Genomic DNA, 23,241 nt, shown 5'->3' with positions numbered 1-23,241 from the left:
GCGTCTTGCGCCCGCGGCCACGACGCCTGTCACCAGCAGACGGGAAGCGGTTTGTTGACAATCGATACAGAACCTCTGAAGTCCGTTTCGGACATCGAGCGGACAGCGCTTATGACATTCCTCCCCGGCCGCATCGCCATCATGCTCGGCGGCAGGCGCTGGCGCAGGCTCGCGCCGCTGGCGGTGCTGGTCGTGCTGTGCGTGCTGATCACCATCGCCAATCCCAATTTCATCGAGCTGCGCAACTTGGTGCGGCTCGCCAACTCCGCCGCCGTGCCGCTGACGCTGGCGATGGGACTGACCTTCATTATCGTGATGGGCAGCATCGACCTTTCGGTCGAGGGTACCCTGTCGGTGGCGGCGATGGTGGTGGTGCTGCTCGCCGCCAATGACAGCAACGGCAACGATTATGGTTGGTGGGCAGTGCTGGCGGCGATCGCCGCCGGCACGGTCATGGGCCTCATCAGCGGTCTCGTCCAGACGATGCTGCGCATCCCGTCCTTCATGGCGACGCTCGGCATGTGGTTCATCGGACTGGGCCTGTCGGTCTATATGCTGGGCGGCTCGGCCATACGACTGAACGACGCCTCGATCCGCAATCTCGCCTTGCACCGTTTCCTCGGCCTGCCGCTGGCGGTCTGGGTCGCGCTCGGCGCGTTCGCGCTTGCAGCGGTCATCCAGTATTACACCCGGCTCGGCCGCCACATATTGGCGATCGGCGGCGACGAGGACGTGACCAGGCTCTCCGGCGTCAACGTCACGCGCGTGCGGATCGCGGCGTTCGCGCTGGCCGGCTTCTTCTTCGGCATTGCCGGTGTGCTTGCCGCGGCGCAGCTCGGTCAGTCGCATGCCGTCATCGGCGACGGCAGGCTGTTTGCCGCGGTCACCGCGGTGGTCGTCGGCGGCACTGCGCTGACCGGGGGCGAGGGTGGCGTCGTCAATACGCTGATCGGTGTGCTGATCGTCACCGTTTTGGCCAATGGCATGATCCTGCTCGGCATCTCGCCTTACATCCAGCAGACGGTGCAGGGCCTGATGATCATCGCGGCGGTGGCGCTGTCGCTCGACCGCGTTCGCCTGAAGATCGTGAAGTAAGCGCCATGCTGCAGGCAACCGGCATCATCAAGAATTTCCCCGGCGTCCAGGCGTTGCGCGACGTCTCCATAGAGGTGCGGCCGAACGAGGTGGTCGGACTGATCGGCGAGAACGGCGCCGGCAAGTCGACGCTGATGCGCCTGCTGGCCGGCGGCTATCGGCCGGATGGCGGTACGATCACCCTCGACGGCGAACAGCTCAAGCTACGCAACGCCCGTGACGCGGCCAGGAACGGCATCGGCATGGTGTTCCAGGAACAATCGCTGGTGCTCAACCTGACCGTCGCCGAAAACATCTATCTCGGCGAAGAAGACCGCTTCACCCGCTTCGGTCTTGTCAACTGGCGCGCCATGAATGCTGCGGCGCGCCGGCAACTGGCCAAGATCGGCGTCGACATCGACGTCACCGCGCGCACCTCCGAACTGACCTTCGCCGCGCGCCAGATGGTCGAGCTCGCCAAGGCGCTGACGCTGGAGGAGATGGTCGAGCGTCCGCTGCTCATCTTGCTCGACGAGCCGACCTCGGTGCTCAACGCCGCCGATATCGAGGTTCTGTTCGCGCGGGTGCGCTCGCTCAAATCCCGCGCCAGCTTCGTCTTCGTGTCGCATCGCCTCGACGAAGTGCTGGCGATTTCCGACCGCGTCTACACGATGAAGGACGGCGCGGTCGTGGCCGAACACCGCGCCGCGGAAGTCACCGCGCCGGAGCTGCACGAGATCATGGTCGGGCGCGGGCTGCAGGCCGAATATTATCGCGAGGCCCGTCAGCAGCCGCCGGGCGATAAGATCATGGTCGAGGCCAGGGGCCTGGGCGCCAGCGGCTTCTATCATGGTGTCGACCTTTCGATCCGCGCCGGAGAGATCGTTGGCATTGCCGGCGTCGTCGGCTCCGGCCGCGAGGAGGTGACGCGCACCGTCGGCGGCTTCCTGCCACATGATGCGGGCGAGATGAAGATCGCCGGCGAGACGGTTCGCTTCAGCTCGCCAGAGCCGGCAGTGCGCAAGGGCATCGGCTATGTGCCGCGCGAGCGCAGGCTGGAAGGCCTGGTGATGTTCCTGTCGATCGCCGAGAACATTTCGCTGGCGGATCTCTCGAGCGTCATGCGCAACGGGGCCATCGATTACGGCAAGGAGCGGCGGCTTGCCGCTGACTGGATCAAGCGGCTCAGCATCAAGGCGCCAGGACCGGACGCCGCCTGCCGCAAGCTCAGTGGCGGCAACCAGCAGAAGGTGGTGCTGGCGCGCTGGATGACGGCGGGCTCGCGCATCCTGGTGCTCGACCACCCGACGCGCGGGCTTGATGTCGGCGCCAAGGAAGAGGTTTACGAGCTGGTGCGCGACCTCTCGGACCAAGGCGTGGCGATCCTTCTGATCTCCGACACGCTGGAGGAGACGATCGGCCTGTCGCACCAGGTTCTGGTGATGCGCGACGGCGAGATCACCGCGCGCTTCGATGCTAGCCCCGGCAACAAGCCGGATCAGGTCGAGTTGCTACGAGCGATGGTGTAAGCCGATGAATGAAGGTTTTTCCATCAAGCAGGTCTTCGAGGGCAAGTGGACGCAAGGCGCCATCCCGCTGGTGCTGCTTGTCGCCCTTTTGCTGATCATCGAGATCGCCGCGCCCGGCTTCCTGACCGGCGAGACGCTGGCGCTGCTCTTTGCCAACACCGCCGTGCTGTTTATGCTGGCGACCGGCGTCACCTTCGCCATCCTGCTCGGCGGCATCGACCTGTCGATCCAGGCGGTCGCCTCGCTGGCGAGTGTGATGCTGGCGCAATTGCTGCCCTCGCTCGGCTTCGCAGCGTTCCCGGTGGCGATCCTGTCTGGCCTCGCCTTCGGGCTGCTGAGCGGCATCGTTCACGTCAAGCTGCGCGTGCCGTCCTTCGTGGCGACATTGGCTACCGGCGGCGTGGTCACCGGCCTGGCGCTCTGGGTCTCCAACGGCCGCGCCATCACCATCGAGGAAGCCGGGCGTGAAAAGACGGCGTGGATCAACGCTACGATTTTCGGCCTGCCGATGGTGGTGCTGATTTCGGCACTGATCGGCATCGTCAGCTTCCTCGCGCTGCGTTACACCCGCTTCGGCCGCCAGGCGATCGCGGTCGGGGCCGGCGAACCGGCGGCGTGGGCGGCCGGCATTAATGTCGACCGCACCAAGATCATCGCCTTTGCCGCATCGGGCATTCTGGCGGCCATCGCCGGCGTCGTGCTGGCGGCCAGGCTGTCCAGCGGCTCGCCGGTGCTCGCCAACCAGCTGCTGCTCCCCGCCATCGCCGCCGTCATCGTCGGCGGCACGGCCATCACCGGCGGACTGGGCGGCGTGGCGCGCACCGCGGTCGGCGCGCTGATCATCTCGATCGTGCGCATCGGCATGACCTTCGTCGGCGTCAACATCTTCCTGGAAAATATGGTGTTCGGCGCGGTGCTGATCGCCGCCGTCGCCATAACCATCGACCGCAGCAAGATCGCGGTCATCAAGTGACGAACCTATCCGCACCGCCTCCCAAGCAGACGCGGACCAAGTGGGACCGCATCGGCAATGAGCCGGTGCGGTCCGGGCTGAATTTACTGCATCGTGTCCAGGCCGATCAGCTCGATCTTGTAGCCGTCCGGGTCCTCGACGAAGGCGATGTGGGTGGTGCCGTGCTGCATCGGTCCGGGCTTGCGCGGGATCTTGGCACCGCGCCTCTCGAGCTCGGCGCAGACGGCGTAGATATCGTTGACGCCGAGCGCCAGATGGCCGAAGCCGGTGCCGATCTCATAGGGCTCCTCGCGGCCCCAGTTCAGCGTCAGCTCAACGACGGCTTCCTTGTCCTCGGGTCCATAGCCGACAAAGGCGTTGGTGAACTTGCCGCCGGGATAATCCTCGCGGCGCAGCAAGGTCATGCCGAGCACTTCGGTGTAGAAGGCGATCGATTTGTCGAGGTCGAGCACCCTGATCATGGTATGCATATAGCGAAAGCCGGGGGCGTCGCTCATTGGGAAAGTCCTCCGAATTCAGTGATTTGCCCGTCTGACCATCCACATCAAGCGGCTTCGGGAAGAAGCATGCTATCGCTTGATGTTCTCAATCAGGGTTGTATGATAACACGACAAGATTAGTGGTTGTCCAGTCGTTTCCGGAAGGTCCAGGTTCAATTCATGAATGCAGTGCCGCCCATTTCCGCATCGCAGATCGCCGCCCTCGCCGGCGTGCTGTCCGATGACGGGCTGCTGACCGAACCGCAAGACCTGGCGCGCTACAGCCGCGACTGGTCGGGCGACCATTTCGGCCGCCCGCTGGCGGTGGCGCGGCCCAGCTCGGTGGAAGAAATGTCGGCGCTGATGCGGCACTGTCATGCCGAGCGCATCCCCGTCGTGCCGCAGGGCGGGCTGACCGGCCTTGTCGGCGCGGCGGTGGCGGCTGACGGCAATGAGGTCGTCGTCTCGCTGGAGCGCATGAACAGGATCCGCTCGATCAGTCCGATCGACTTCGCCATGGTGGTCGAGGCCGGCTGCATCCTCGAGGACGCCAAGCGCGCGGCGGAGGAGAGTGACTGCATCCTGCCGATCACCTTTGGAGCGCAAGGCAGCTGCCGCATCGGCGGCAATGTCGCCACCAATGCCGGCGGCTTCAACGTGCTGCGCTACGGCATGACGCGCGACCTGGTGCTTGGCCTCGAAGTCGTGCTGGCCGACGGCCGGATCTGGAACGGGCTGAAGGTGCTGCGCAAGGACAATCGCGGCTACGATTTGAAGCAGGTCTTCATCGGCTCGGAAGGCACGCTCGGCATCGTCACCGCGGCGGCGCTGAAACTCTTCCCCAAGCCGACGCAGATCGAAACGGCGCTTGTCGGCCTACGCTCCGTCGAGGATGCAATGGCGCTCTATGCGCGGGCGCGGCGCGGCTGTAGCGACTTGCTAACCGCCTTCGAGTTGATCCTGCGCGGCGGTATCGAGATCACCATGCGCGAGGGCAAGGATTTCCCCGATCCGCTCGGCAAGCCTTATCCCGCCTATGTGCTGATCGAGGTTTCGTCCGGTGGGCTTATCGACCTCAAGGATATGCTTTTGAGTTTTCTCGCCGGCGTCGAGGATCTTGTCGAGGACGGCATTGTGGCATCGGCCCGGGCGCAGGCCGAGCGCCTGTGGCTTTACCGCGAGATCATGGTCGAGCGGCAGGGCCGCGGCGGCCGCTATCTGCGCACCGATGTCTCGGTGCCGATCTCCAAGCTTGCCGATTTTGTCGCCGACGCGCTCACCGAACTTGGACGGGCGAGACCCGACGCGCTGCCCGTCACCTACGGCCATGTCGGCGACGGCAACATCCATCTCAACGTCGTGCCGCCGGAGGGCATGGGGGCCGAGGCGATCGAGCATCTGTTCGAGGAGGCGGAAGCGGAGATTTTCGCCGTCGTCGACCGCTATGGTGGCTCGATCAGTGCCGAGCACGGCATTGGCCGGGTCAAGCAGCGGGCCTTCCTCGACCGCATCGATCCGGTGACGCTCGATCTCGCCGCAGGCATCAAGGATGCTTTCGATCCGCGCCATATATTGAGCAACGGCCGCATTCTGGCGTCCGCATCCGCGCTCGACTATAGGTGAGCGATGACGCTGAAGCTCGACAAGGTCAATCGCGGTCCGCACCTCTCCACGCTAGTGGCGAGTTCCATCTCGCGCGAGATCGCGCAAGGACGCCTCAAACCCGGCGATCAGCTGCCGACCGAACAGGCACTGGCGACCACCTTCGGGGTCAGCCGCAACGTGGTGCGCGAGGCGATCGCAAGGCTGCGCTCCGAAGGCCGCATCTGGTCGCAGCAGGGCAGGGGCGCCTTCGTTGCCGACGCTACCAACGCGACGGTGCTGACGATCGACTATGAGACCTTGCAGCGGGCGGATTCCTTTCGCAATCTTTTCGAGCTGCGCGGCATGTTGGAAGTGCAGATCGCCGCGCTGGCCGCGACCCGCCGCTCCGACGCCGACATCGAGGCGATGGAACAGGCGCTCGATGGGATGCGCGCCGCGCCTTATGGCAGCGTCGCCTGGCTGAAGAACGATCTCGGTTTCCACCGCGCCGTCGCCGAGGCGACCCAGAACCCCTATATGGGCCAGTTCCTCGTCTTCGTCTCGGAACGGGTGCGTGAGAGCATCCTTGCCGCCGGCAACCAGCAGAAGTCCGACGACATGGCGCGCACGACCCTGGGCGAGCACGAGCGCATCCTGGCGGCGATCAAGGCCGGCGACGCGAAGGGCGCGAGCGCCGCCATGACGCGGCATCTCGCGGGGGCGGCCTCACGCGTCGGACTGCCTGGCGGCGACGCTGAGGCCGCGTCGCCGACACGGCATTCGAGGTTGCGAAAGGCCGTGCGCGGGCGGGCAGGGTAGGGCCGCGCAGCCACCTCCCTCACTCGGCCGCAGCCTCAATCAATGAAACGCCGTTGAGCTCAGCAACAATATCCGACAGCGCCGGCACGAATTTTTCTCCGTGCCCCGTAGCGACCGCCGTGGCGAAACCATTGCGGACCACGGCGCCGACCGGGTTGGCGATGCCGGCGGCCTGGGCGAAGGAGGCGAGATAGGTCATGTCCTTCAGCGCATTGGCGATGGCGAAGCGCTGGGCGTTCTCGTTGCGGTTGAGCACGAAGTCGAAGAAGGCCTGGTAAAAGCCGCAGTCCATGCGGCTGCCGGAAATGACGCTGTTGAAGACCTGCGGCGTCAGCCCGGCCTTTGCTCCCAGCGTCAGCGCTTCGGAATAGATCGCCGAATAACCCATAGAGACGAAATTGTTGAGCAGCTTCATGGTGTGGCCGCTGCCGGTCGGGCCGGCGTGGATAATTCGCGCGGCGAAGGCTTCGAGCACTGGCCGCGCGCGGGCGACCGCTTCCGCCGCACCGCCGACCATGACATCGAGCTTGCCTTCGGCGGCTTCCTTGGGCGTGCGCGCCAACGGCGCGTCGATCAACGTCACGCCATTGGCGGCGAGTTCGCCGGCAAGCGCTATCGTCGAGGAGGGGTTAGAGGTCGAGCAGTCGACTATCAATAGCGGCTTGCCGGAGGCTGCAAGCCCGTCCGGTCCTTTCACGACCGCCTCGACCTGCGGCGAACCGGTAACGCAGATCAAAACAATGTCGCAACCTTCAGCGAGCGCGCGTAGTGTCGCCGCCTGGCGGGCGCCGGCGTTGACCAGCTTCAGCGCCGCATCCTGGTTTCGGTGCGCCCAGACCGTCAGAGGCCAGCCCTTAGCCAGAAGGTTGGCAGCCATGCCCGAGCCCATCGCGCCCAGGCCGATAAAGCCGATTTTCTGCTTCATGTTGGTCTTCCAGTGCTGTTGGAATTTCTGTTTTGATGCATGTCGTTGTCCGGGAACCGCTGTGCACTTCCGGGGGGCATGCATTGGAAACGAAAGATTGCCGTTGCAACCAAGCGGTGCGATCCTTGGCCTGAGAATCGATTTAAGAGGCCGGTTTTCCGATGACGGATCGCCAGGGAGCAATGTTCGGCGCCATTCGCCAGTCCCCCAATCTCAGGGGCGAACTGGTGGAGAAATTTGCCGCGCAGATCGAGGCCGGCGATCTTGCGCCTGGCCAGCGGCTTCCCACCGAGCAGGAGATCGTCAACGCGACGGGCGTCAGCCGGACGGTGGTTCGCGAGGCGCTGGCATCGTTGCGCGCACGGGGGCTGATCACGACACGGCAGGGCCTCGGCGCCTTTGTGGCCCAGGAGCCCCCGCCGAAAACCTTTTCGATCGTGCCGACGGATGTCGAATCGATCGACGAGATCCTGGCGGTGCTGGAGCTGCGCAGGGGCGTCGAGGCGGAGGCGGCGGCGCTGGCGGCCACGCGCCGGACCGCCAAGGACCTTGGGCTTATGGCTAAGCAGCTCGACGCAATCGACCGGGCGATCGCCGAAACGGGTCTCGCCGCGACCGAGGATGCGGCTTTCCATCGGGCGATTTCGCTCGCCTCGCACAACGCCTACTTCAGCCGGCTCTTCGACACGTTCGGCACTGCGATGATCCCGCGCCAATGGACGCAATTCGACCAGATGGAGTCCGACGAGCGCGAGCGGCATTTCGAGCGGACGCGGCGCGAGCACCGGGCGATCCATGATGCCATCGCGGCGCAAGACGCCAAGGCGGCGCAGCGCGCGATGCGGCTGCATCTTTCCCGTTCCTACAAGCGCTTCGAGCAGCTCCGAGACGGAACCGCACATCTGAAATAGATCGGGCGAGGGCGCCCGAGCGGCGCATGGCGCACCGCGAGAGGCAGCTACGACGCGACTTTCAAAGTGCGGCCGGCCGTGATTGGCATTATGCGCCCATGCCAGGAACATTCCGTCGTCCTCCAGCCTGCCGGTAGATCCAAAACCAGCATTTCCGTCATCACCTTTTGCATGCTTACAGGGTTGTCATACAACCATTCGATCTGATATTCCTGCGGGCATGACCCGTCAAGAGGACGTGGTCTTTGAGGAGTGGTTTCTATGCATCAAAGGCGATTTGGCCGCACCGGCTGGCAAGTGTCGGAAATCGGCTTCGGCAGTTGGGCGATCGGGGCCGATTGGGGCGACGTCGAGGAGAAGGACGCCATCGCGGCGCTTAATGCGGCGCTCGATTCAGGCGTGACGATGATCGACACGGCCGATGTCTATGGCGACGGCCGGGCGGAAAAGCTGATCGCCAAGACGCTGAAGGGGCGGGGCGGCGCGAGGCCGATGGTCGCCACCAAGGCCGGCAAGCGGCTGAACCCGCATGTCGCCGCAGGCTACAATCGCCAGAACCTGACCAGCTTCGTCGAGCGCAGCCTGCGCTATCTTGAGGTCGACGTGCTGGACCTGGTGCAGCTTCATTGTCCGATGACAGAAGTCTTCTATCAGCCCGAGACCTTCGATGCGCTGGAGAAGCTGGTCGAGGAAGGCAAGATCCGTCACTACGGCGTCAGCGTCGAGAAGGTCGAGGAAGGCATCAAGGCGCTGCAATATCCCGGCGTCGTCAGCGTCCAGATCATCTACAACATTTTCCGGCAGCGGCCCGCGGAACTGTTCTTCGACATGGCGCGCCAGAAGGACGTTGCCATCATCGTCAGGGTGCCGCTGGCCAGCGGGCTCCTGTCCGGCAAGTTCAAGAGCGATTCCAGCTTCAGCGCCAAGGACCACCGCAGCTACAACCGGCAGGGCGAGGCCTTCGACGTCGGCGAGACATTCGCCGGCGTGAATTACGAGGAAGGCCTGCAAGCGGTCGAGGAATTGCGGGCGCTGCTGCCGCCAGGCGCCACCATGGCGCAATGGGCGCTGCGCTGGATCCTGATGAACCCGGCGGTGACGGTCACCATTCCGGGCGCCAAGTCGGTCAGGCAGGCGCAAGAGAACGCCGCCGCGTCCGACCTGCCGGCGTTGTCGCCGCAATTGATGGAGCGCATCGCCGACATCTATGAGCGGCGCATCAAGGCCTCCGTCCACCAGCGCTGGTGAGCGCCATGACAGCCGGTCGGCCCCTGGTTGCTGGTAAGCAACTGATCATCGATGGGCATCAGCATTTCTGGGATCCGGCGGATGGATCCTGCGGCTGGATGACGGAGGACTACGCCGCCATACGTCGCGTGTTTGAGCCCGACGACCTCAGACCGGCGCTTGCCGCAGCCGGCGTGGACAGGACCATCCTGGTCCAGACATGGCATTCGCTCGACGAGACACGCGCATTCCTTGAGACGGCCAGCCGGACCGATTTCGTCGCTGGCGTCGTGGGATGGGTGGACCTCGCCGATCCCGAGGTGGCGGCCACGCTGTCCGAGCTGAAGGCGCGGCCAGATGGCCGTTACCTGGTCGGCATCCGTCACCTCGTGCACAACGAGGCGGATCCGAACTGGCTCTTGCGCGCCGATGTCCAGCGCGGGCTGGCGGCTGTCGCCGAAGCAGGGCTCGCCTATGACCTGCTGTTGAAGGAGCCGCAGATTCCGGCTGCCCTGGAGACGGTGGCGCGGCATCGCAATTTACGTTTCGTGGTCGACCACGTCGCAAAACCGCGCATTGCGCAGCACGCGATGGAGCCGTGGGCCGGATTGATGCAGGGCTTCAGGGCGCATCGCGACCATGTCTGGTGCAAGCTGTCCGGGATGGTCACGGAAGCCGACTGGCGGCACTGGAAGCAACAGGATCTGCAGCCCTATGTGGACGAGGTCCTTTCCATTTTCGGCCCGTCGCGATGCCTGTTCGGCTCGGATTGGCCGGTCTGCCTGGTCGCAGCCGACTATCAGACGGTCAAACGCACCCTTGGCGAGTGTCTTGCCGGGCTGGCCGAAGAGGAACGTTCGCAGATTTTCGGCGCTTCCGCCGTCGAGGCCTACCGCTTGTCGCTGTGACGGCGGCAAGGCTCTGAGTCCTCCCGCCTTGCGGTTGCCCGGCCACATTCATCATCACCACGATCGCTACGCATATCTCTGCGTTGGGCATCTTTGTCCAGCGCCTCGCACCGACTGCAACCCTTCCTCGCCCAAGCTGAGATCAGATAGGGAAGAACCAAAGGCGCGGCACGCAACTTGGCCGCTAGCTCCGCGCCGGAGTTGACACCACTGTTACATGGTAATAGGGTTGTATGACAAGTCGGCCGTGTAACGGGAGGAACATGCATGAGACAGCTAGGACTTGGATTGACCATCGCGGCCGCGGGGCTCGCCATGGCTTTGCAGACGGCCCGCGCCGACGAGGAACTGCCCATCGGCGTCATCGCCGCGCAGTCGGGCTCGTTCGTTTCGGCCGGCAACACCATCGTCGGCGCCGCGAACCTGGCGGCGCAGCAGATCAACGACGCCGGCGGCATCAAGGTCGGCGACAAGACCTACAAGATCAAGCTCTATATCCGCGACAACCGCACGGATGTGAACGTCACTATCGCGGCCGCGCGCGAGCTGGTCAACGACATCGGCGTCAAGGCGATCTGGGGCACCGAGACGCATGACTTCTCGGTATCCATGGCCAAGATCACCGGCCCGGCCAAGGTCCTGCAGTTTTCCGGCAACAGCTCGCTCGGCGCCGTGCTCGACGACAAGGCCGTCGCCGAGGATGGCTGGCTTCACTACACGTTCCAGAGCGAGCCGCAGGAATGGCAGCGCAGCGGCAGCACCGCCAAGGGCGTGCTCTCGCTTCTGACGCCGCAGCTGAAGTCGCCGCCGAAGCATTCGGTGGTGTTCGTCGGCAATGACGCGACCGGGCAGTATCTGTCGTCGCACTATGTCAAGGCGCTCGAGGCGGAAGGCCAGAAAGTCGACCTTGTGCAGTATCCGCCGGATACGACCGACTTTTCGCCGCTGCTTACCCGCATCAAGGGCATGAAGCCCGATATCGTGCATTTCTGGTACAATGGCGATTCAACGCTCACCGCTTTCCCGCAGGCTCTCAAGCTCGGCGTGGCGCCGTCCTATTTCCTGTTCGGCGTCGATCCGGGCATCTATCAGGAGCGCAGCCTGAAGGCTGATGTGCCGGTGACGCTGAGCTGCGTGCCGGTCTGCTGGGGTTCATCGCCATACCCCGAAGTGAAGCAGTATTTCGACAAGTATTTCGGCCTCGGCGCCGCCAAGGGCCCGCAGTCCTCGGTCTCGCTGCTCTATTACGATTACTTCTTCTGGTACGCCAAGGCGCTGGAGAAGGTCGGCAAGATCGACGATCCGGACGCGGTGGTCGCGGAGCTCCTGAAGTCGGACTACAAGGGCGTCGTGTCGCCGGTGCCGCTTGTGTTCAACAAGCACCACCAGGTCACCTTCGCGACCGAGGTTTGCATGGTCGAGCCCAACACATCCGACCAGTTCAAATGCGCGGTCGAGCAGCCGCCGGCCGCTCCGCCGCCCGGCGACAACGGCGGCTGAGCCGGCCCGCGACAAAATCCGACATCGGGATGGGCGGCGAGGTTCCGTCCATCCTCCCCTTGCAGGCTCGCCACCCGGATACGACGATGGACATTTTTGTGCAGCAACTGGTGAACAGCCTCTCGGTTGCCAGCGTCACCATTCTCATCGGCATCGGCATCACGCTGATCTTCGGTCTCGCCGGCATCGTCAATTTCGCACATGGCGAGTTCCTGATGGTCGGCGGCATGGCGACCTGGTTTATGGTCGGCGCCGGCATGAACTTCTTCGTGGCCCTTGTGCTCGCCGGGCTGCTGGTCGGCGCGCTCGGCTTTGCCGCCGAAAGATGCCTGTTCCGCTTCACGCTCAACCGGCCGATGAACGGCTTCATCATGTCGATCGGCCTCAGCGTCATCCTGCAGCATGCGGTCATCCGCGTGTTCAACGAATTCCAGAAAAGCATCACCGACCCGGTCGGCCTGGTCTGGACGATCGGCGGCGTCGACATCATCGCCATGCGCGCGATCGTCGTCGCGATAACGGCCATCATCGTGGCGATCACCTATTTCGGCATCTCGCGCAGCCGCTATGGGATGGCGTTGCGGGCGAGCGTTGCGGACCGCGACACCGCCGAGCTGATGGGCATTCCGGTGCGCCGCTACGTCACCGGCGTCTTCATTTATGGCAGCCTGCTTGCCGGAATAGGCGGCGCCTTGATGATCTCGCTGTTTCCGATCACACCGTTTACCGGCAGCGTCATCATCATCCGTGGTTTCGCCGTCTCGCTGATCGGCGGCCTCGGCAATGTCGGCGGCGCGGTCGTCGGCGGCCTGGTGCTCGGCTTGGTCGACGGTCTCAGCGCCGGCTACGGCTATCCGGAATGGACCGACGCCTATTCGCTGGTCGTGATGATCCTGATCCTGGTGCTGCGGCCGCAGGGCCTGCTCGGCGGCACGCTCGGCCCCAAGGCATCGTGAGATGTCGATGCCAGTGACCGACAACAGCGCCGGCAAGACAGGCGCCGCGCCAGAAGGCGCCAGAGCACGGGATCGCCTGGCGCTTCTGACGGCGGACAACGCCGCCGTTCCCCTGCCGGCCGGCGTCCAGGCGATCACGGCCATCCTTTTGGCGGTGCTGCTCATCGCCTTGCCCTGGCTCGGCCTCGGCTACCGCTTCCTGTCGATCGCCATCACCACGCTCTATACGGCGATCGGGCTCTACGGCCTCGGCCTGCAGTTCGGCCAGGCCGGCATCATGTCGGTCGGCCATGCGGCGCTGATGGGCGTCGGCGCCTATGCCTCGGCGATCCTGTCGGTGCAGCTCGGCCTGGGTTTGTGGGCATCGCTGCCCTTCGCCATGGCGCTGTCGGCGATCGTCGGCGGCGTCATCGGCCTGCCGACGCTGAGGGTCGGCGGCCAGCATTACATCATCATCACCTTCTGCTTCTGCGCGCTGTTCGTCATCGTGCTGACCAATGGCGGCACCTTCACCGGATCGGCGACCGGCCTCGACGTCGGCTCGGTGACACCCTTGCCTGGCATCAATTTCGACAAGCTCTCCAACAATTACTACCTGGTCCTGGCGGCGCTGTTCCTGGCGGTTGTGGCAACCTATCTCATCGGCAATTCGCGCTACGGGCGGACGTTGCGGGCCATCCGCGAGAACGAGCAACTGGCGCGTTCGGTCGGCATCAATGTCGACCTGCACAAGCTCGGCGTGCTGATGGTCTCGGGCCTGTTCGCGGGCCTCGCCGGGGTGCTGCAGCTCTACTATCTGCGCCACATCTCGCCGACCCTGTTCGGCGCCTTTCCCAGCCTCTACCTCGCGCTGATGGTCATGCTGGGCGGCGCCCGCTATCTCTACGGGCCGCTGATCGGCGCGGTCGTCGTCAATTTCCTGCCCGAGGTGCTGAACCTCGATCCGGTCGATTCCCGCATCGCCTACGGCGTCTGTCTGCTCCTGGTGATCCTGCTGCTGCCGGGCGGCGTCGGCGCCGGCATCAAGAACATCTACTGCGCGATTACCGGCGGCTTCGAGACGCAAAAGCAAAGAGGTTCGAATGGCCGCGCTTGAGGTGAGGGGCCTGCGCAAGCAGTTCGGCGGCGTCGTCGCGCTCAACGGCATCGATCTCGACATCGACACCGACCGTGTCGTCGGTATCGTTGGCCCTAACGGCTCCGGCAAGACAACTTTGTTCAACGTCGTCACCGGCGTCCATCCGGCGACCGGCGGCACGGTGTTCTGGCATGGGCAGGACATCACCAATATCGGCGCGCATCGCATCGCGCGAAAGCGGCTGGTGCGGACGTTCCAGCAGGCGATGTCGTTTCCGGGCCTGACCGTCGACGAGAACGTCCGGATCGCCTGGGAGCAGGGCAGGAGGGGAGACGGCCGCTGGGCGTCACCGGGCATGATCCTCGAGTTTGTCGGCCTGGCGCCGCTTAGCAAGGCGATTGCGGGATCGCTGCCCTTCGGCAGCCTGAGACGCCTTGGGCTGGCCGTCGCGCTCGGTGTGTCGCCCGAACTCCTGCTCCTGGATGAGCCCGGCGCCGGGCTGAACGACAGCGAAGCCCAGGCCTTCGCGGCGGTCATCGCGCAGCTGCCGCCGCAAGGCATCGGCGTGTGCCTGATCGACCATGACATGGACATGATGGCCGACCTCTGCGACCGCCTCATCGTGCTCGATTTCGGCACGAAGATCGCCGAAGGTCCGCCGGGCGAGGTGCTCGCCGACCCCAAGGTCCGCGAGGTCTATCTCGGTCCCGACAAGAAGGCGGCCGCGTCATGAGCCTGCTTGCCGTCGAGCATGTCGACACCGGCTACGGGCCCGTCGCCGTCAATCGCGACGTCTCGCTCGCGGTCGGCCAAAACGGGATCGTCACCATTCTGGGACCCAACGGCGCCGGCAAGACGACGCTGCTGCGATGCATCGCCGGCCTGGTGAAGCCGCGGCGCGGCACGGTGACCTTCGAGAGCCGCGACGTCACCAAGCTTCACGCCGACGAAAAAGCAACGCTCGGCATCGTGATGGTGCCGGAAGGCCGCCGCGTGTTCGCCGACATGAGTGTGCGCGAGAACCTTTTGCTCGGCGCCTACTGCCGCAAGGACCGGGATGCTATCGAAGCCGACATCGCCTTGATGGAAAGCTATTTCACCATCCTTGCCAAGAAGCGCGGCGCCAAGGCCGGGACGCTCAGCGGAGGCCAGCAGCAGATGCTGGCCATCGCGCGCGGCCTTGTGGCCAGGCCACGCATCCTGTTGCTCGACGAGCCGTCGCTCGGGTTATCGCCATTGCTGGTCTCGGAGCTGCAGGGCATCATCATCGACGTGCGCGAGAAGTTCCGCGCCGCGGTGTTGCTCGTCGAGCAGAACGCCGGACTGGCACTCTCGGTGGCCGAGCAAGGCTATCTCATGAATTCCGGGCGCATCGTAGCTTCAGGCGGCATCGAAGAGTTGCAACAGTCGTCGGTCATGCAGGAGCTCTATCTCGGCAAGAGGGCGCGGCAGAACCAAAGTTCCTCGCAGGCTTAATATTCGCAGTGTCTAACGGCGACAGCCCGAAGTGGGTTCGGGTCCGATGCCTGCAGAGATCCGCCGGCGCCGGAAGATCGTGGGAAGACCTCACGATGCCCAACCCGCGTTGGACGATTGTCCCTTATCTTCAACGCGTATCACGACGATCAGCGCGTGAAATAAAAGCAAATCACAATCCGGCAGCGACCTCTTGGATGAAGTCCAGAAACGCTCTGACCTTTGCAGGGGGTAGATGGCGCGAGGGATGGTAGGCATAGAGTGGATAAAGCTCCTCCGACCAATCCGGCAAAATCCGCACCAATTCGCCGCGTGCCATGAAGGGCGCGAGACCCACGGCAAGGCTCTGGAACACCCCTTGACCCGCCACGCAGGCGGAGACCGCGACGGAAGGATCGTCGAGCACCAGGCGGCTTGTGACCTTGACCGCAACGATCTCGCCGCCGCGATAGAATTCCCACGGAAACGGCAGTCCCGTCTGAGGATCGCGGAAGAGCAGAGCCTCGTGATGGACGAGGTCATGAGGCGAGCGCGGCTCGCCATGACGATCGAGATATACCGGCGCGGCGACCGTCAGGATCGGCGTTTCGAGGAGTTTTTGTACGATGAGCCTTGAATCGTCCGGGGGGCCGAAGCGTACCGCGACGTCTATCCCCGCCATCATCTCCTCGCGATAGTTGCTTGTGGATAGGTCGAGTTGCAGCATTGGATAGCGTGCCAGGAACTGCCTAAGCGTCGGCGCGAGCACCATGCGCGCGAACCAGGGATCGACTGATACGCGCAGCCTGCCGCGCACGACCGCAGCGGCACCTGCCACCTCGGCTGCCGCCTCGTCGAGGCCGGCAAGCAATGGCATTACCTGCGCATGGAAGCGCCGCCCTTCTTCGGTGAGGCTTACCTCGCGCGGATTGCGGTCGAAGAGGCGGACGCCGACCCTCGCTTCCAGGCGCGCCACCGCCCGGCTCACGCCCGAGGGCGTTACGCCGAGCATTTCGGCCGCCCGGGCGAAATTCCCGGCCTCCGTCACCGCCGCAAGGACGCCGACGCCGGTGAGGAGCCGCGTGTCGAAAACCATTCCTTCTCCTTACCGTCCACTAACGGACGCCACCTCGAAAACGCAATGATTTTGAGTCACCGTAGCACTGATCTTAATGCGCGTGAATCACGTTATATCTCGGCATACACACGGCTCCATTGTCGGGTGAGCAGCCATCGGCCGCCCTCCTGAGAACCTTCAAAGGAGCCAGTCATGAACCAGTTGACACGCAGAACCATTCTCCAGCGCGGAGGCCTGCTCGGTGCCATTCTGGCGCTCGACACCGTGAGCCCCGCTCTGGCTGCAACGAAGCCCGTCGCATCCCTTCTGAGCGCGAGCGCAATCGACGCCGCCTTGCGCGCCGGCGTCTCCCGTGACGACGTCTCCGGCGTCGTCGCCATGGCAGCCACCCGCAATGGCCTCGTTTACGAAGGCAGCTTCGGCAGGTCGAACGTTGCGACCGGCGCGCCGATGACGGCCGACACGGTGTTCTGGCTGCTCTCCATGACCAAGGCCTTCACGGCCACCGCCTGCATGCAGTTGATCGAACAGGGCCGCATCGACCTCGATGACGACGCGGCCAAGTATCTGCCCGAACTTACCGCGCCCCAGGTCCTTGAAGGCTTCGCCGCCGACGGTGCGCCGCGCCTGCGCCCCGCCAAACGCGCCATCAAGGTGCGGCATCTGCTTACCCACACCTCCGGCTTCACCTATTCGATCTGGAGCGAGGCGCTGAGCCGCTACGAGCAGGTCACCGGCATGCCCGACATCGCCACCTGCAAGAATGCCGCCTTCACGGCGCCGCTCGAATTCGATCCCGGCGAACGCTGGGAATACGGCATCAGCATGGATTGGGTCGGCAAGCTGGTGGAAGCCGTCTCGGACCAGTCGCTGGAAGTCTATTTCCGCGAAAACATCTTCGCGCCGCTCGGCATGCGGAACTCCGGTTTCCTGATCGGGAGCGAACAGAAGAAGCTTGTCGCCACCTTCCAGAACCGGCGCGCAGATGGCGGGTTGGAGCCGGCGCCGTTTGAGATGCCGCAGCGGCCGGAATTCTTCATGGGCGGCGGCGGCGCCTTCTCGACCCCGCGCGACTACATGACGTTCCTGCAGGCCCTGTTGAACGGCGGGACGCTAAATGGCGCGCGTATCCTCCGTCCGGAGACGGTCTCGCTGATGATGCAGAACCAGATCAGCGAACTGAACGTCCACGAGATGCGCTCGGCGCATCCGTCCTATTCGCGCAGCTTCGACCAATTCCCCGGCCAGCCGCACAAATGGGGCCTCTCCTTCGACATCAACACGCAGCCTGGGCCGAACGGCCGCTCTGCGGGCAGCATCTCATGGGCGGGCCTGCTCAACTGCTATTTCTGGCTCGATCCGGTCAAGCATGTCACCGGCGCGCTCTTCACACAGATCCTGCCCTTTTACGACGAGCGGGTCGTCGCCCTCTACGGTGCCTTCGAGCGCGAGCTCTATGCCGGACTCGCCTGAGTCGGCGCGATCCCAACCAAAGGAGAACCGATATGTTTGCAATCACCGGAATCACCGGCAAAGTCGGCGGCGCCTTGGCGCGCACTTTGCTTGCCGACGGGCTTTCCGTCCGCGCAGTCTTGCGCGACGAGGCTAAGTCTGGGCCATGGATCAGACAGGGCTGTGAGGTCGCCCTTGCCGAGATGAATGATGCGGAGGGCCTCGCAGCCGCCTTCCGCAGTGTCGAGGGCGTCTTCATCCTGCCGCCGTCGGAATTCGATCCCGAGCCAGGCTTTCCCGAGGCGCGGCGCGTAATCGCGGCGCTGGTGGCGGCCCTCATCGCGGCCCGTCCCGGCAAGGTGGTGTGCCTGTCGACCATCGGCGCCGACGCTGCGCACGAGAACCTGCTGACCCAGCGCACCCTGCTTGAGGAAGCGCTCGGCGAGCTCGACTTGCCGGTAACCTTCCTTCGGCCCGCCTGGTTCATGGAGAATGCGCTGTGGGACGTTGCCGCCGCGCGTGATGAAAGCGTGCTGCGCAGCTGCCTGCAGCCAGCCGACAAGGCCTTCCCGATGGTCGCGACGCAGGATGTCGGGCGCACCGCAGCTGCGCTCTTGCGCGAGGACTGGACCGGAACGCGGATCGTCGAGCTGGAAGGGCCTCAGCGCGTGTCGCCAAACGACCTCGCCCATGCCTTCGCCAAGGCGCTGGACCATCAGGTGCGGGTCGAGATCGTGACGCGCGACAGTTGGGAAGCGCTCTTCCGCGGGCAAGGCACGCGCAATCCGCTGCCCCGAATTCGCATGATCGACGGCTTCAACGAGGGTTGGATCGCGTTCCGCGACGACGGCAGGTCGGCGATGAAAGGTACCGTGACACTCGAAGACGTTGTCACGGACCTCGTCGGCCAGAACTGCTCCGAGGCGGCTGGCTGAGGTCGATAGCTGCGGGCACGAAACACCGGCGGTGCAGCGTCCCCCCGAAGCATCAACTCAGAAAAGCGAGTTCATGGACACCATCATCACAAGGGGCGTCGCAATCCCTCGGCTCGGCTTCGGTACTTTCCGCGTGCCGGGGGCAGACGCCCAGCCGGTCGTCGAGAGCGTCTCTTCTCGGGCGGCCCGTCGGTGACAATCAAGTCGCACCACAATGTCGGCGGCCTGCATGGACGTCGGCCCCCGATCGTTGAAGCCGACGAGGGCGCCAACGTCGAGCTTGGGCGAAGCGGACACCCGACTTGCGTTGTCGGGTGCAAAGCCGTAAGACCTGCACGTCGCGAAAAACGACGCCCGCATCACTGGGCTTCGCGCATACGCCGACCGTTTCGCGGTCGGCCAGCGGCTCCAACAGCACGAGCCTGACGACAGATTGGGCTCCCGATTTCGTGCTCCGTCGGCACGGATCGCAAGACATGGAGCGCGCTATGCAATATCCCATCACGATTGTGGGCGCAGGTTTGGGTGGCCTCACCCTGGCCCGCATTCTCAATCTCAATGGCATCGCCGCCGTGATCTACGAGGCAGAGGCATCGCCCAGCGCCCGCGTGCAGGGCGGGCTGCTCGACATGCATGAAGCTACCGGCCAGCATGCCCTGAGGGTGGCCGGTCTGTTCGAGCAGTTCGAGCGGCTGGTGCGTCCCAGCGAGGACGCGAAGCGCGTCGTCGATCGAGATGGCACAGTGCTGCTCGACAAGCCCGGTAATCCCTTCAGCAAGCGCCCGGAGGTGGACCGCGGTGAGCTGCGGAAGATGCTGATCGATGCCCTGCCGCAGGGCACGATCCATTGGGGACACAAGGTCGCGTCGGTGTCGTCGAGAGGCGACGGCCGAAACGAGCTCCGATTCGTCGACGGCACTGGCACGACGACGTCGCTGCTCGTAGGCGCCGATGGCGCGTGGTCGAGGGTGCGGCCGCTCTTGTCCCAGACGAAGCCTGAATATTCCGGGACCTGCTTCATCGAGACGCATCTGTCGGCGGACGATCCGCGCAGCGTCGCAAACGCTGAGATCATCGGCACAGGCACGCTGATGGCAGTGGCGCCGGGCAAGGGCATTCTTGCCCATCGCAACGCGGACGGCAGTGTTCACGTCTATGTCGCGATCAACAAGCCGGAAAGCTGGGCATCAAGCATCGACTTCACGGAGGCACGCGCCGGTCTCGCCCGGGTCGCCGAGCAGTTCGACGGTTGGGCCGCACCGCTGGTCGCGCTGATCACAAACACCGATATCTCGCCCGTGATACGGCCGATCTACGCGCTGCCGGTCGACCATCGCTGGCGCCACGTGCCAGGCGCGACGCTGCTCGGCGATGCCGCGCACCTAATGTCTCCCTTCGCTGGTGAAGGCGCCAACTTGGCGATATATGACGCCGCTGAGCTGGCTGTTGCGATCGCCGTCAAAAACGACAACGAAGCCGCCATCGCCGAATACGAACAGCGTCTGTTCCCTCGCAGCACCAGCGTTGCGCAAACCAGCGCGCAGAACCTCACTCGGTTCTTCGGACCCGAGGCTCCTCAGAGCGTCGCCGACCTCTTCAGCGCCTTGGGCTGAGAGATACGGCCCAAAACGAGGGCTCGACCCCCCTTGATCGCCGCTTCGGAAGTTTGGTCGGCAAAGCACCTTCGAGACAAATAGGCTGTTTCGGTCTTTCCAGCGAATTTCGAGGAGCTGATGTTGGAGCGCGACCTGTCACGAGCGTCTTGATGGTCAATTGGTCTTCAATTGACCGACACGGTTCTCCGCAATCCAGCGGGCAGCCAGCACCAGCGCGCCCATGCTGAAATCCTTACCGTGCTTGGCGACCATTTCTTCCGACAGTTTGGCGAGCCGTTCGAAGAATTCATCCTTGCTCTTGTCCTCAGGGGTAAGTTCGGTCTGCATCCTTCTTCTCCTGTCGCTTGCGGCCCGTATTGGCCTATTTGAACATCTGGGCGGGAAAGGTGATGATCGCGGCGGTACCGTCGACGGCGCCTAACGCCAGGTGCCGTCCGTCGCCGGACCAAGCAAGCGCGGTCACCGCGCTGCCCAGGGGTCTGACGAGGAGTTCGTCCCGCGTTCCGATCTGGGCGATGGTGATCCGACCGTTGGCATAGCCGGCCGCAATCAGTTTCTTCTGCGGATGGGCGGCCACGGCCTCGACCGGAACCAACCCGGCGCGGCCAGTCTCCAGAGCGCCGGAGGTTTCGCCGTCAAGTGGCGGCGCGGTCATCGACCAGCCGGCAATCCGGAATGCGCCCGACGCAAACAGCGCGTCCCCCGGCGCGCTCCAGCATACCGTCCGGACTGACGATGGAAATCCCGCCACGATTGCAGTTCGGTCATCACTTGCGCTGACCAGAGCAAGGCCTCCGGTTTCGAGCCCACAGGCCAGCCAGGCGCCGTCGCCACTCCAGCAAATTGACATCGGGTGCGCTGAAAAGGCGAAATCGCGCATCGGGGTGGGCTCGCCTTCGACTATCCAGGTCGACAACCCGTGCTCCTGACCACAGGCAAGCCTCCTCCCGGCTGGTGAGAAGGCAAGCGCGTCCGTGGATGGTGGCGCGTCGCGTTGCAGCCTCACTGGCTCGATCCCGCCGCGCGCCAAAAAGATGTCCTGCCCGCTGCTGACGGCCACCATGCCCGTCCGAGGACTATAGTCGATTGCGACGGCAGGTCCGGCGATCTTGACCAGCGTCTCCATCACAGAGCCGTCCGCGTTCAGCCGGGCCACATCGCCGGCCGCCGTCCCGACGAGAAAGTCGGACCCAAGGTAGCTTGCGAGCGGAACATCGCCATCAGCCAGAACGGCGGTCGCTACCAGTGGCACCGGCGGCTTTTCCCTTGGGCGGATCGTCGTTTGGCCGAGATCGCCGCTCACCCTGATCCGCTGCTCCGGCGGTTCCTGGTCCGCGACTGCCGCTATGGCAACCGTTCCGTCGATGCACGTGAAGGCGACGGTCGAGCCATCGGCGCTGAAGCGCAGATCGGCGATCGCCGATGGACGGCACCAGCTTCTCGCCAGCAGGTCGAACAAGGTGAGGTTCTGTATCGCGTGCTGGTTCATGGCCACTCCCTTCGTCAGTTCACGGTCTTCGCCAGGCGACGGTCGACATCGTCAATGTCACCTTCGGCGGCCGCGATACGTTCCTCGCACGCCGTGCATGCGTTCCTGAATGCCGCGGCACTCTCCTCGGCTTCATGCAAGTCCTGCACCAGTTGCGCGTTCGTGCCGCGTCTGCCGATCTCGAGTTCCAGGCGCAGCACATCCATCTCGACGCCGGCAAGTTTCTGGTTGAGACGCTGCGCCTCGGCGGTGAGCGCGCAGACGCTCGCGACGAGATCGAGGCGGCGGGCGAGCAGCGCGTCACGGCTTTCGGTTTGCCCCATCGGACCCTCCTGTCACTTTTCGTTTCCAGGCACCGGACCTGGCGGTTGCTCGAATGCCGCCAGCAGCCCGGGCAGTGTGCCGGCCTGTGACTGGAACTGCTTTTCGGCCGTCTCGATGTGGCTCTTGAGCTGGTCCCAGATGTCGACGCGCATCATCGCAGTCGTGTCCCCGGTGAGGCGCTCGATTTCTTCGACGCGGAACTGGCGCGACAGCGAAACGCCGGAAAATACGAAGTCGCGCAGCAGGATGGCGTGGCTCTCGATGAACAGATGGATCATGGGATGCGTTTCGGCGGTGACGCCGCCGGCCGCAAGTTCGGCCCGGATGAAGCTCTGGAAGTGGCTCTGCAGGCGCAATTGGCTCTCGCCCATGAAACGCATGACAAACACCAGATCACGGGGCATCAGCCTTACCAGATCGCCGGCAACGCCGTCGGACAGATCGGATGTTGGCGGCGGACGGCTCCGGTTGTCCCTGTCGTTCGGCATAGCCTCTCTCCTGCTGAGCCGCATGGGCCGTCACGTTGAAATAATAGAGAGACCAGAAGAATTTAATAGATGGCGTGTATTTTTCTGCATGCTGCAGGTGCTAAGTAAATATATTGCGATTGCGAATAGAAGAAAATCATTACAGCCGTAAGTTACAATTGTAAAATAACGTTACAGTTGATGGCGATCTCTGCCGTCGAAATGCGCGTGGGTTGTTCCCAACGGCCGGATGCGCCCTTATTTCCAAACTGGCACGGCGCTTGCTTTGTCTATTTCCATAAGAAGCCCATCGCGCTCTCGTCGCGGTGCTAAAAGAACGAAGGAACGGAGGAAGCAGGTCCGCTTCGATACGCCATCGCAAGTGCGGTTGGCGTAGCGAGCCGCGCCAGACCCCTCACAAACCTTTGCCGCGATCCACTTGAACAGCCGGCCGTCGGTCGC

The 23,241-nt window shown here is 64.2% G+C and carries 23 protein-coding genes; 16 read left to right on the top strand and 7 right to left on the bottom strand.

Going from position 1 to position 23,241, the window contains the following annotated elements; all coding sequences use genetic code 11:
- Window positions 1-111: 111 nt before the first annotated feature.
- From LB520_RS11135 to LB520_RS11125, 3 genes are read left to right on the top strand one after another with little or no spacing between them, the layout of a single operon-like run.
- Window positions 112-1,095 carry an ABC transporter permease gene (locus LB520_RS11135; protein WP_224637520.1) on the top strand — a complete coding sequence of 328 codons (984 nt, stop codon included), beginning with the start codon at window positions 112-114 and terminating at the stop codon, window positions 1,093-1,095.
- Between the two features lie 5 nt (window positions 1,096-1,100).
- The gene (locus LB520_RS11130; protein WP_095768592.1) at window positions 1,101-2,603 is read left to right on the top strand and encodes a sugar ABC transporter ATP-binding protein; all 1,503 of its coding nucleotides are present in this window, start codon (window positions 1,101-1,103) and stop codon (window positions 2,601-2,603) included.
- A gap of 4 nt (window positions 2,604-2,607) precedes the next feature.
- Window positions 2,608-3,576, top strand: a complete 969-nt coding sequence (locus tag LB520_RS11125) for an ABC transporter permease (protein WP_095768593.1) — start codon at window positions 2,608-2,610, stop codon at window positions 3,574-3,576.
- 83 nt (window positions 3,577-3,659) lie between these two features.
- Here LB520_RS11125 and gloA read toward each other — a convergent pair whose 3' ends face one another.
- Window positions 3,660-4,073, bottom strand: a complete 414-nt coding sequence (gene gloA / locus LB520_RS11120) for a lactoylglutathione lyase (RefSeq protein ID WP_224523124.1) — start codon at window positions 4,071-4,073, stop codon at window positions 3,660-3,662.
- Between the two features lie 162 nt (window positions 4,074-4,235).
- Between gloA and LB520_RS11115 the strand changes: the two genes are divergently transcribed.
- Window positions 4,236-5,678: an FAD-binding oxidoreductase gene (locus LB520_RS11115; RefSeq protein WP_224637519.1), complete on the top strand. Its 1,443-nt coding sequence runs from the start codon at window positions 4,236-4,238 to the stop codon at window positions 5,676-5,678.
- Between the two features lie 3 nt (window positions 5,679-5,681).
- Window positions 5,682-6,458: a FadR/GntR family transcriptional regulator gene (locus LB520_RS11110; protein ID WP_224542975.1), complete on the top strand. Its 777-nt coding sequence runs from the start codon at window positions 5,682-5,684 to the stop codon at window positions 6,456-6,458.
- 19 nt (window positions 6,459-6,477) lie between these two features.
- Here the strand turns inward: LB520_RS11110 and LB520_RS11105 are convergent, their stop codons facing one another.
- The gene (locus LB520_RS11105) at window positions 6,478-7,467 is read right to left on the bottom strand and encodes an NAD(P)-dependent oxidoreductase (RefSeq protein ID WP_224637518.1); all 990 of its coding nucleotides are present in this window, start codon (window positions 7,465-7,467) and stop codon (window positions 6,478-6,480) included.
- A gap of 77 nt (window positions 7,468-7,544) precedes the next feature.
- Here LB520_RS11105 and LB520_RS11100 point away from each other — a divergent pair, with 77 nt between their 5' ends.
- The 8 genes from LB520_RS11100 to LB520_RS11065 all read left to right on the top strand — a co-directional run bounded on the left by LB520_RS11100 (window position 7,545) and on the right by LB520_RS11065 (window position 15,439).
- Window positions 7,545-8,294: a FadR/GntR family transcriptional regulator gene (locus LB520_RS11100; protein WP_140839184.1), complete on the top strand. Its 750-nt coding sequence runs from the start codon at window positions 7,545-7,547 to the stop codon at window positions 8,292-8,294.
- A gap of 261 nt (window positions 8,295-8,555) precedes the next feature.
- Window positions 8,556-9,542, top strand: coding sequence for an aldo/keto reductase (locus LB520_RS11095; protein WP_140839181.1), 987 nt, complete (start codon window positions 8,556-8,558; stop codon window positions 9,540-9,542).
- Between the two features lie 5 nt (window positions 9,543-9,547).
- Complete coding sequence (locus LB520_RS11090; RefSeq protein ID WP_095768600.1) at window positions 9,548-10,429, top strand: amidohydrolase family protein; 882 nt, start codon at window positions 9,548-9,550, stop codon at window positions 10,427-10,429.
- A gap of 267 nt (window positions 10,430-10,696) precedes the next feature.
- On the top strand, window positions 10,697-11,929 hold the full coding sequence (locus LB520_RS11085; protein ID WP_224523109.1) for an ABC transporter substrate-binding protein: 1,233 nt from the start codon (window positions 10,697-10,699) through the stop codon (window positions 11,927-11,929).
- A gap of 86 nt (window positions 11,930-12,015) precedes the next feature.
- Window positions 12,016-12,885 (top strand): branched-chain amino acid ABC transporter permease, encoded by an 870-nt coding sequence (locus LB520_RS11080; RefSeq protein ID WP_095768602.1) that lies wholly within the window; start codon window positions 12,016-12,018, stop codon window positions 12,883-12,885.
- A 7-nt stretch (window positions 12,886-12,892) separates the two neighbouring features.
- Entirely contained in the window at window positions 12,893-13,981 is a 1,089-nt protein-coding gene (locus LB520_RS11075) for a branched-chain amino acid ABC transporter permease (protein WP_176477098.1), read from the top strand.
- Window positions 13,968-14,696 carry an ABC transporter ATP-binding protein gene (locus LB520_RS11070; protein ID WP_224637517.1) on the top strand — a complete coding sequence of 243 codons (729 nt, stop codon included), beginning with the start codon at window positions 13,968-13,970 and terminating at the stop codon, window positions 14,694-14,696. The genes LB520_RS11075 and LB520_RS11070 overlap by 14 nt, the downstream gene beginning before the upstream one ends.
- Window positions 14,693-15,439: an ABC transporter ATP-binding protein gene (locus tag LB520_RS11065; RefSeq protein WP_224637516.1), complete on the top strand. Its 747-nt coding sequence runs from the start codon at window positions 14,693-14,695 to the stop codon at window positions 15,437-15,439. Before LB520_RS11070 ends, LB520_RS11065 begins: the two co-directional genes overlap by 4 nt.
- A gap of 172 nt (window positions 15,440-15,611) precedes the next feature.
- Here LB520_RS11065 and LB520_RS11060 read toward each other — a convergent pair whose 3' ends face one another.
- A complete protein-coding gene (locus tag LB520_RS11060; RefSeq protein ID WP_224637515.1) occupies window positions 15,612-16,514 on the bottom strand; it encodes a LysR family transcriptional regulator in 903 nt (300 codons plus the stop codon).
- Window positions 16,515-16,688: 174 nt separating this feature from the next.
- Here LB520_RS11060 and LB520_RS11055 point away from each other — a divergent pair, with 174 nt between their 5' ends.
- The 3 genes from LB520_RS11055 (at window position 16,689) to LB520_RS11045 (ending at window position 20,496) form a co-directional block, all read left to right on the top strand.
- Entirely contained in the window at window positions 16,689-17,969 is a 1,281-nt protein-coding gene (locus tag LB520_RS11055; protein ID WP_224637514.1) for a serine hydrolase domain-containing protein, read from the top strand.
- Window positions 17,970-18,001: 32 nt separating this feature from the next.
- Window positions 18,002-18,883 (top strand): NmrA family NAD(P)-binding protein, encoded by an 882-nt coding sequence (locus LB520_RS11050; protein ID WP_224637513.1) that lies wholly within the window; start codon window positions 18,002-18,004, stop codon window positions 18,881-18,883.
- A gap of 488 nt (window positions 18,884-19,371) precedes the next feature.
- Window positions 19,372-20,496, top strand: coding sequence for an FAD-dependent oxidoreductase (locus LB520_RS11045; RefSeq protein ID WP_224637512.1), 1,125 nt, complete (start codon window positions 19,372-19,374; stop codon window positions 20,494-20,496).
- A gap of 156 nt (window positions 20,497-20,652) precedes the next feature.
- On the opposite strand, the gene LB520_RS11040 is transcribed toward LB520_RS11045, so the two are convergent.
- The 4 genes from LB520_RS11040 to LB520_RS11025 are packed head-to-tail and all read right to left on the bottom strand — an operon-like array spanning window position 20,653 to window position 22,800.
- Window positions 20,653-20,826: a hypothetical protein gene (locus LB520_RS11040; protein WP_181174704.1), complete on the bottom strand. Its 174-nt coding sequence runs from the start codon at window positions 20,824-20,826 to the stop codon at window positions 20,653-20,655.
- A 34-nt stretch (window positions 20,827-20,860) separates the two neighbouring features.
- Complete coding sequence (locus LB520_RS11035) at window positions 20,861-21,988, bottom strand: WD40 repeat domain-containing protein (protein WP_140839164.1); 1,128 nt, start codon at window positions 21,986-21,988, stop codon at window positions 20,861-20,863.
- Window positions 21,989-22,002: 14 nt separating this feature from the next.
- Window positions 22,003-22,311, bottom strand: coding sequence for a hypothetical protein (locus tag LB520_RS11030; protein WP_140839161.1), 309 nt, complete (start codon window positions 22,309-22,311; stop codon window positions 22,003-22,005).
- 12 nt (window positions 22,312-22,323) lie between these two features.
- Window positions 22,324-22,800, bottom strand: coding sequence for a hypothetical protein (locus tag LB520_RS11025; RefSeq protein ID WP_224600591.1), 477 nt, complete (start codon window positions 22,798-22,800; stop codon window positions 22,324-22,326).
- Window positions 22,801-23,241: the final 441 nt, after the last annotated feature.

The organism is Mesorhizobium sp. CA12 (assembly GCF_020165255.1).
Taxonomy (GTDB): domain Bacteria; phylum Pseudomonadota; class Alphaproteobacteria; order Rhizobiales; family Rhizobiaceae; genus Mesorhizobium.
This window is presented reverse-complemented; position numbering and strand designations above follow the sequence as displayed.

Coding starts and splice junctions, on each gene's coding strand:
- LB520_RS11100 (WP_140839184.1), top strand. CDS start 7,545: ATGACGGATCGCCAGGGAGCAATGTTCGGCGCCATTCGCCAGTCCCCC.
- LB520_RS11030 (WP_140839161.1), bottom strand. CDS start 22,311: ATGGGGCAAACCGAAAGCCGTGACGCGCTGCTCGCCCGCCGCCTCGAT.
- LB520_RS11125 (WP_095768593.1), top strand. CDS start 2,608: ATGAATGAAGGTTTTTCCATCAAGCAGGTCTTCGAGGGCAAGTGGACG.
- gloA (WP_224523124.1), bottom strand. CDS start 4,073: ATGAGCGACGCCCCCGGCTTTCGCTATATGCATACCATGATCAGGGTG.
- LB520_RS11035 (WP_140839164.1), bottom strand. CDS start 21,988: ATGAACCAGCACGCGATACAGAACCTCACCTTGTTCGACCTGCTGGCG.
- LB520_RS11040 (WP_181174704.1), bottom strand. CDS start 20,826: ATGCAGACCGAACTTACCCCTGAGGACAAGAGCAAGGATGAATTCTTC.
- LB520_RS11045 (WP_224637512.1), top strand. CDS start 19,372: ATGCAATATCCCATCACGATTGTGGGCGCAGGTTTGGGTGGCCTCACC.
- LB520_RS11110 (WP_224542975.1), top strand. CDS start 5,682: ATGACGCTGAAGCTCGACAAGGTCAATCGCGGTCCGCACCTCTCCACG.
- LB520_RS11060 (WP_224637515.1), bottom strand. CDS start 16,514: ATGGTTTTCGACACGCGGCTCCTCACCGGCGTCGGCGTCCTTGCGGCG.
- LB520_RS11105 (WP_224637518.1), bottom strand. CDS start 7,467: ATGCATGCCCCCCGGAAGTGCACAGCGGTTCCCGGACAACGACATGCA.
- LB520_RS11080 (WP_095768602.1), top strand. CDS start 12,016: ATGGACATTTTTGTGCAGCAACTGGTGAACAGCCTCTCGGTTGCCAGC.
- LB520_RS11055 (WP_224637514.1), top strand. CDS start 16,689: ATGAACCAGTTGACACGCAGAACCATTCTCCAGCGCGGAGGCCTGCTC.
- LB520_RS11025 (WP_224600591.1), bottom strand. CDS start 22,800: ATGCCGAACGACAGGGACAACCGGAGCCGTCCGCCGCCAACATCCGAT.
- LB520_RS11050 (WP_224637513.1), top strand. CDS start 18,002: ATGTTTGCAATCACCGGAATCACCGGCAAAGTCGGCGGCGCCTTGGCG.
- LB520_RS11095 (WP_140839181.1), top strand. CDS start 8,556: ATGCATCAAAGGCGATTTGGCCGCACCGGCTGGCAAGTGTCGGAAATC.
- LB520_RS11130 (WP_095768592.1), top strand. CDS start 1,101: ATGCTGCAGGCAACCGGCATCATCAAGAATTTCCCCGGCGTCCAGGCG.
- LB520_RS11085 (WP_224523109.1), top strand. CDS start 10,697: ATGAGACAGCTAGGACTTGGATTGACCATCGCGGCCGCGGGGCTCGCC.
- LB520_RS11135 (WP_224637520.1), top strand. CDS start 112: ATGACATTCCTCCCCGGCCGCATCGCCATCATGCTCGGCGGCAGGCGC.
- LB520_RS11075 (WP_176477098.1), top strand. CDS start 12,893: ATGCCAGTGACCGACAACAGCGCCGGCAAGACAGGCGCCGCGCCAGAA.
- LB520_RS11070 (WP_224637517.1), top strand. CDS start 13,968: ATGGCCGCGCTTGAGGTGAGGGGCCTGCGCAAGCAGTTCGGCGGCGTC.
- LB520_RS11065 (WP_224637516.1), top strand. CDS start 14,693: ATGAGCCTGCTTGCCGTCGAGCATGTCGACACCGGCTACGGGCCCGTC.
- LB520_RS11090 (WP_095768600.1), top strand. CDS start 9,548: ATGACAGCCGGTCGGCCCCTGGTTGCTGGTAAGCAACTGATCATCGAT.
- LB520_RS11115 (WP_224637519.1), top strand. CDS start 4,236: ATGAATGCAGTGCCGCCCATTTCCGCATCGCAGATCGCCGCCCTCGCC.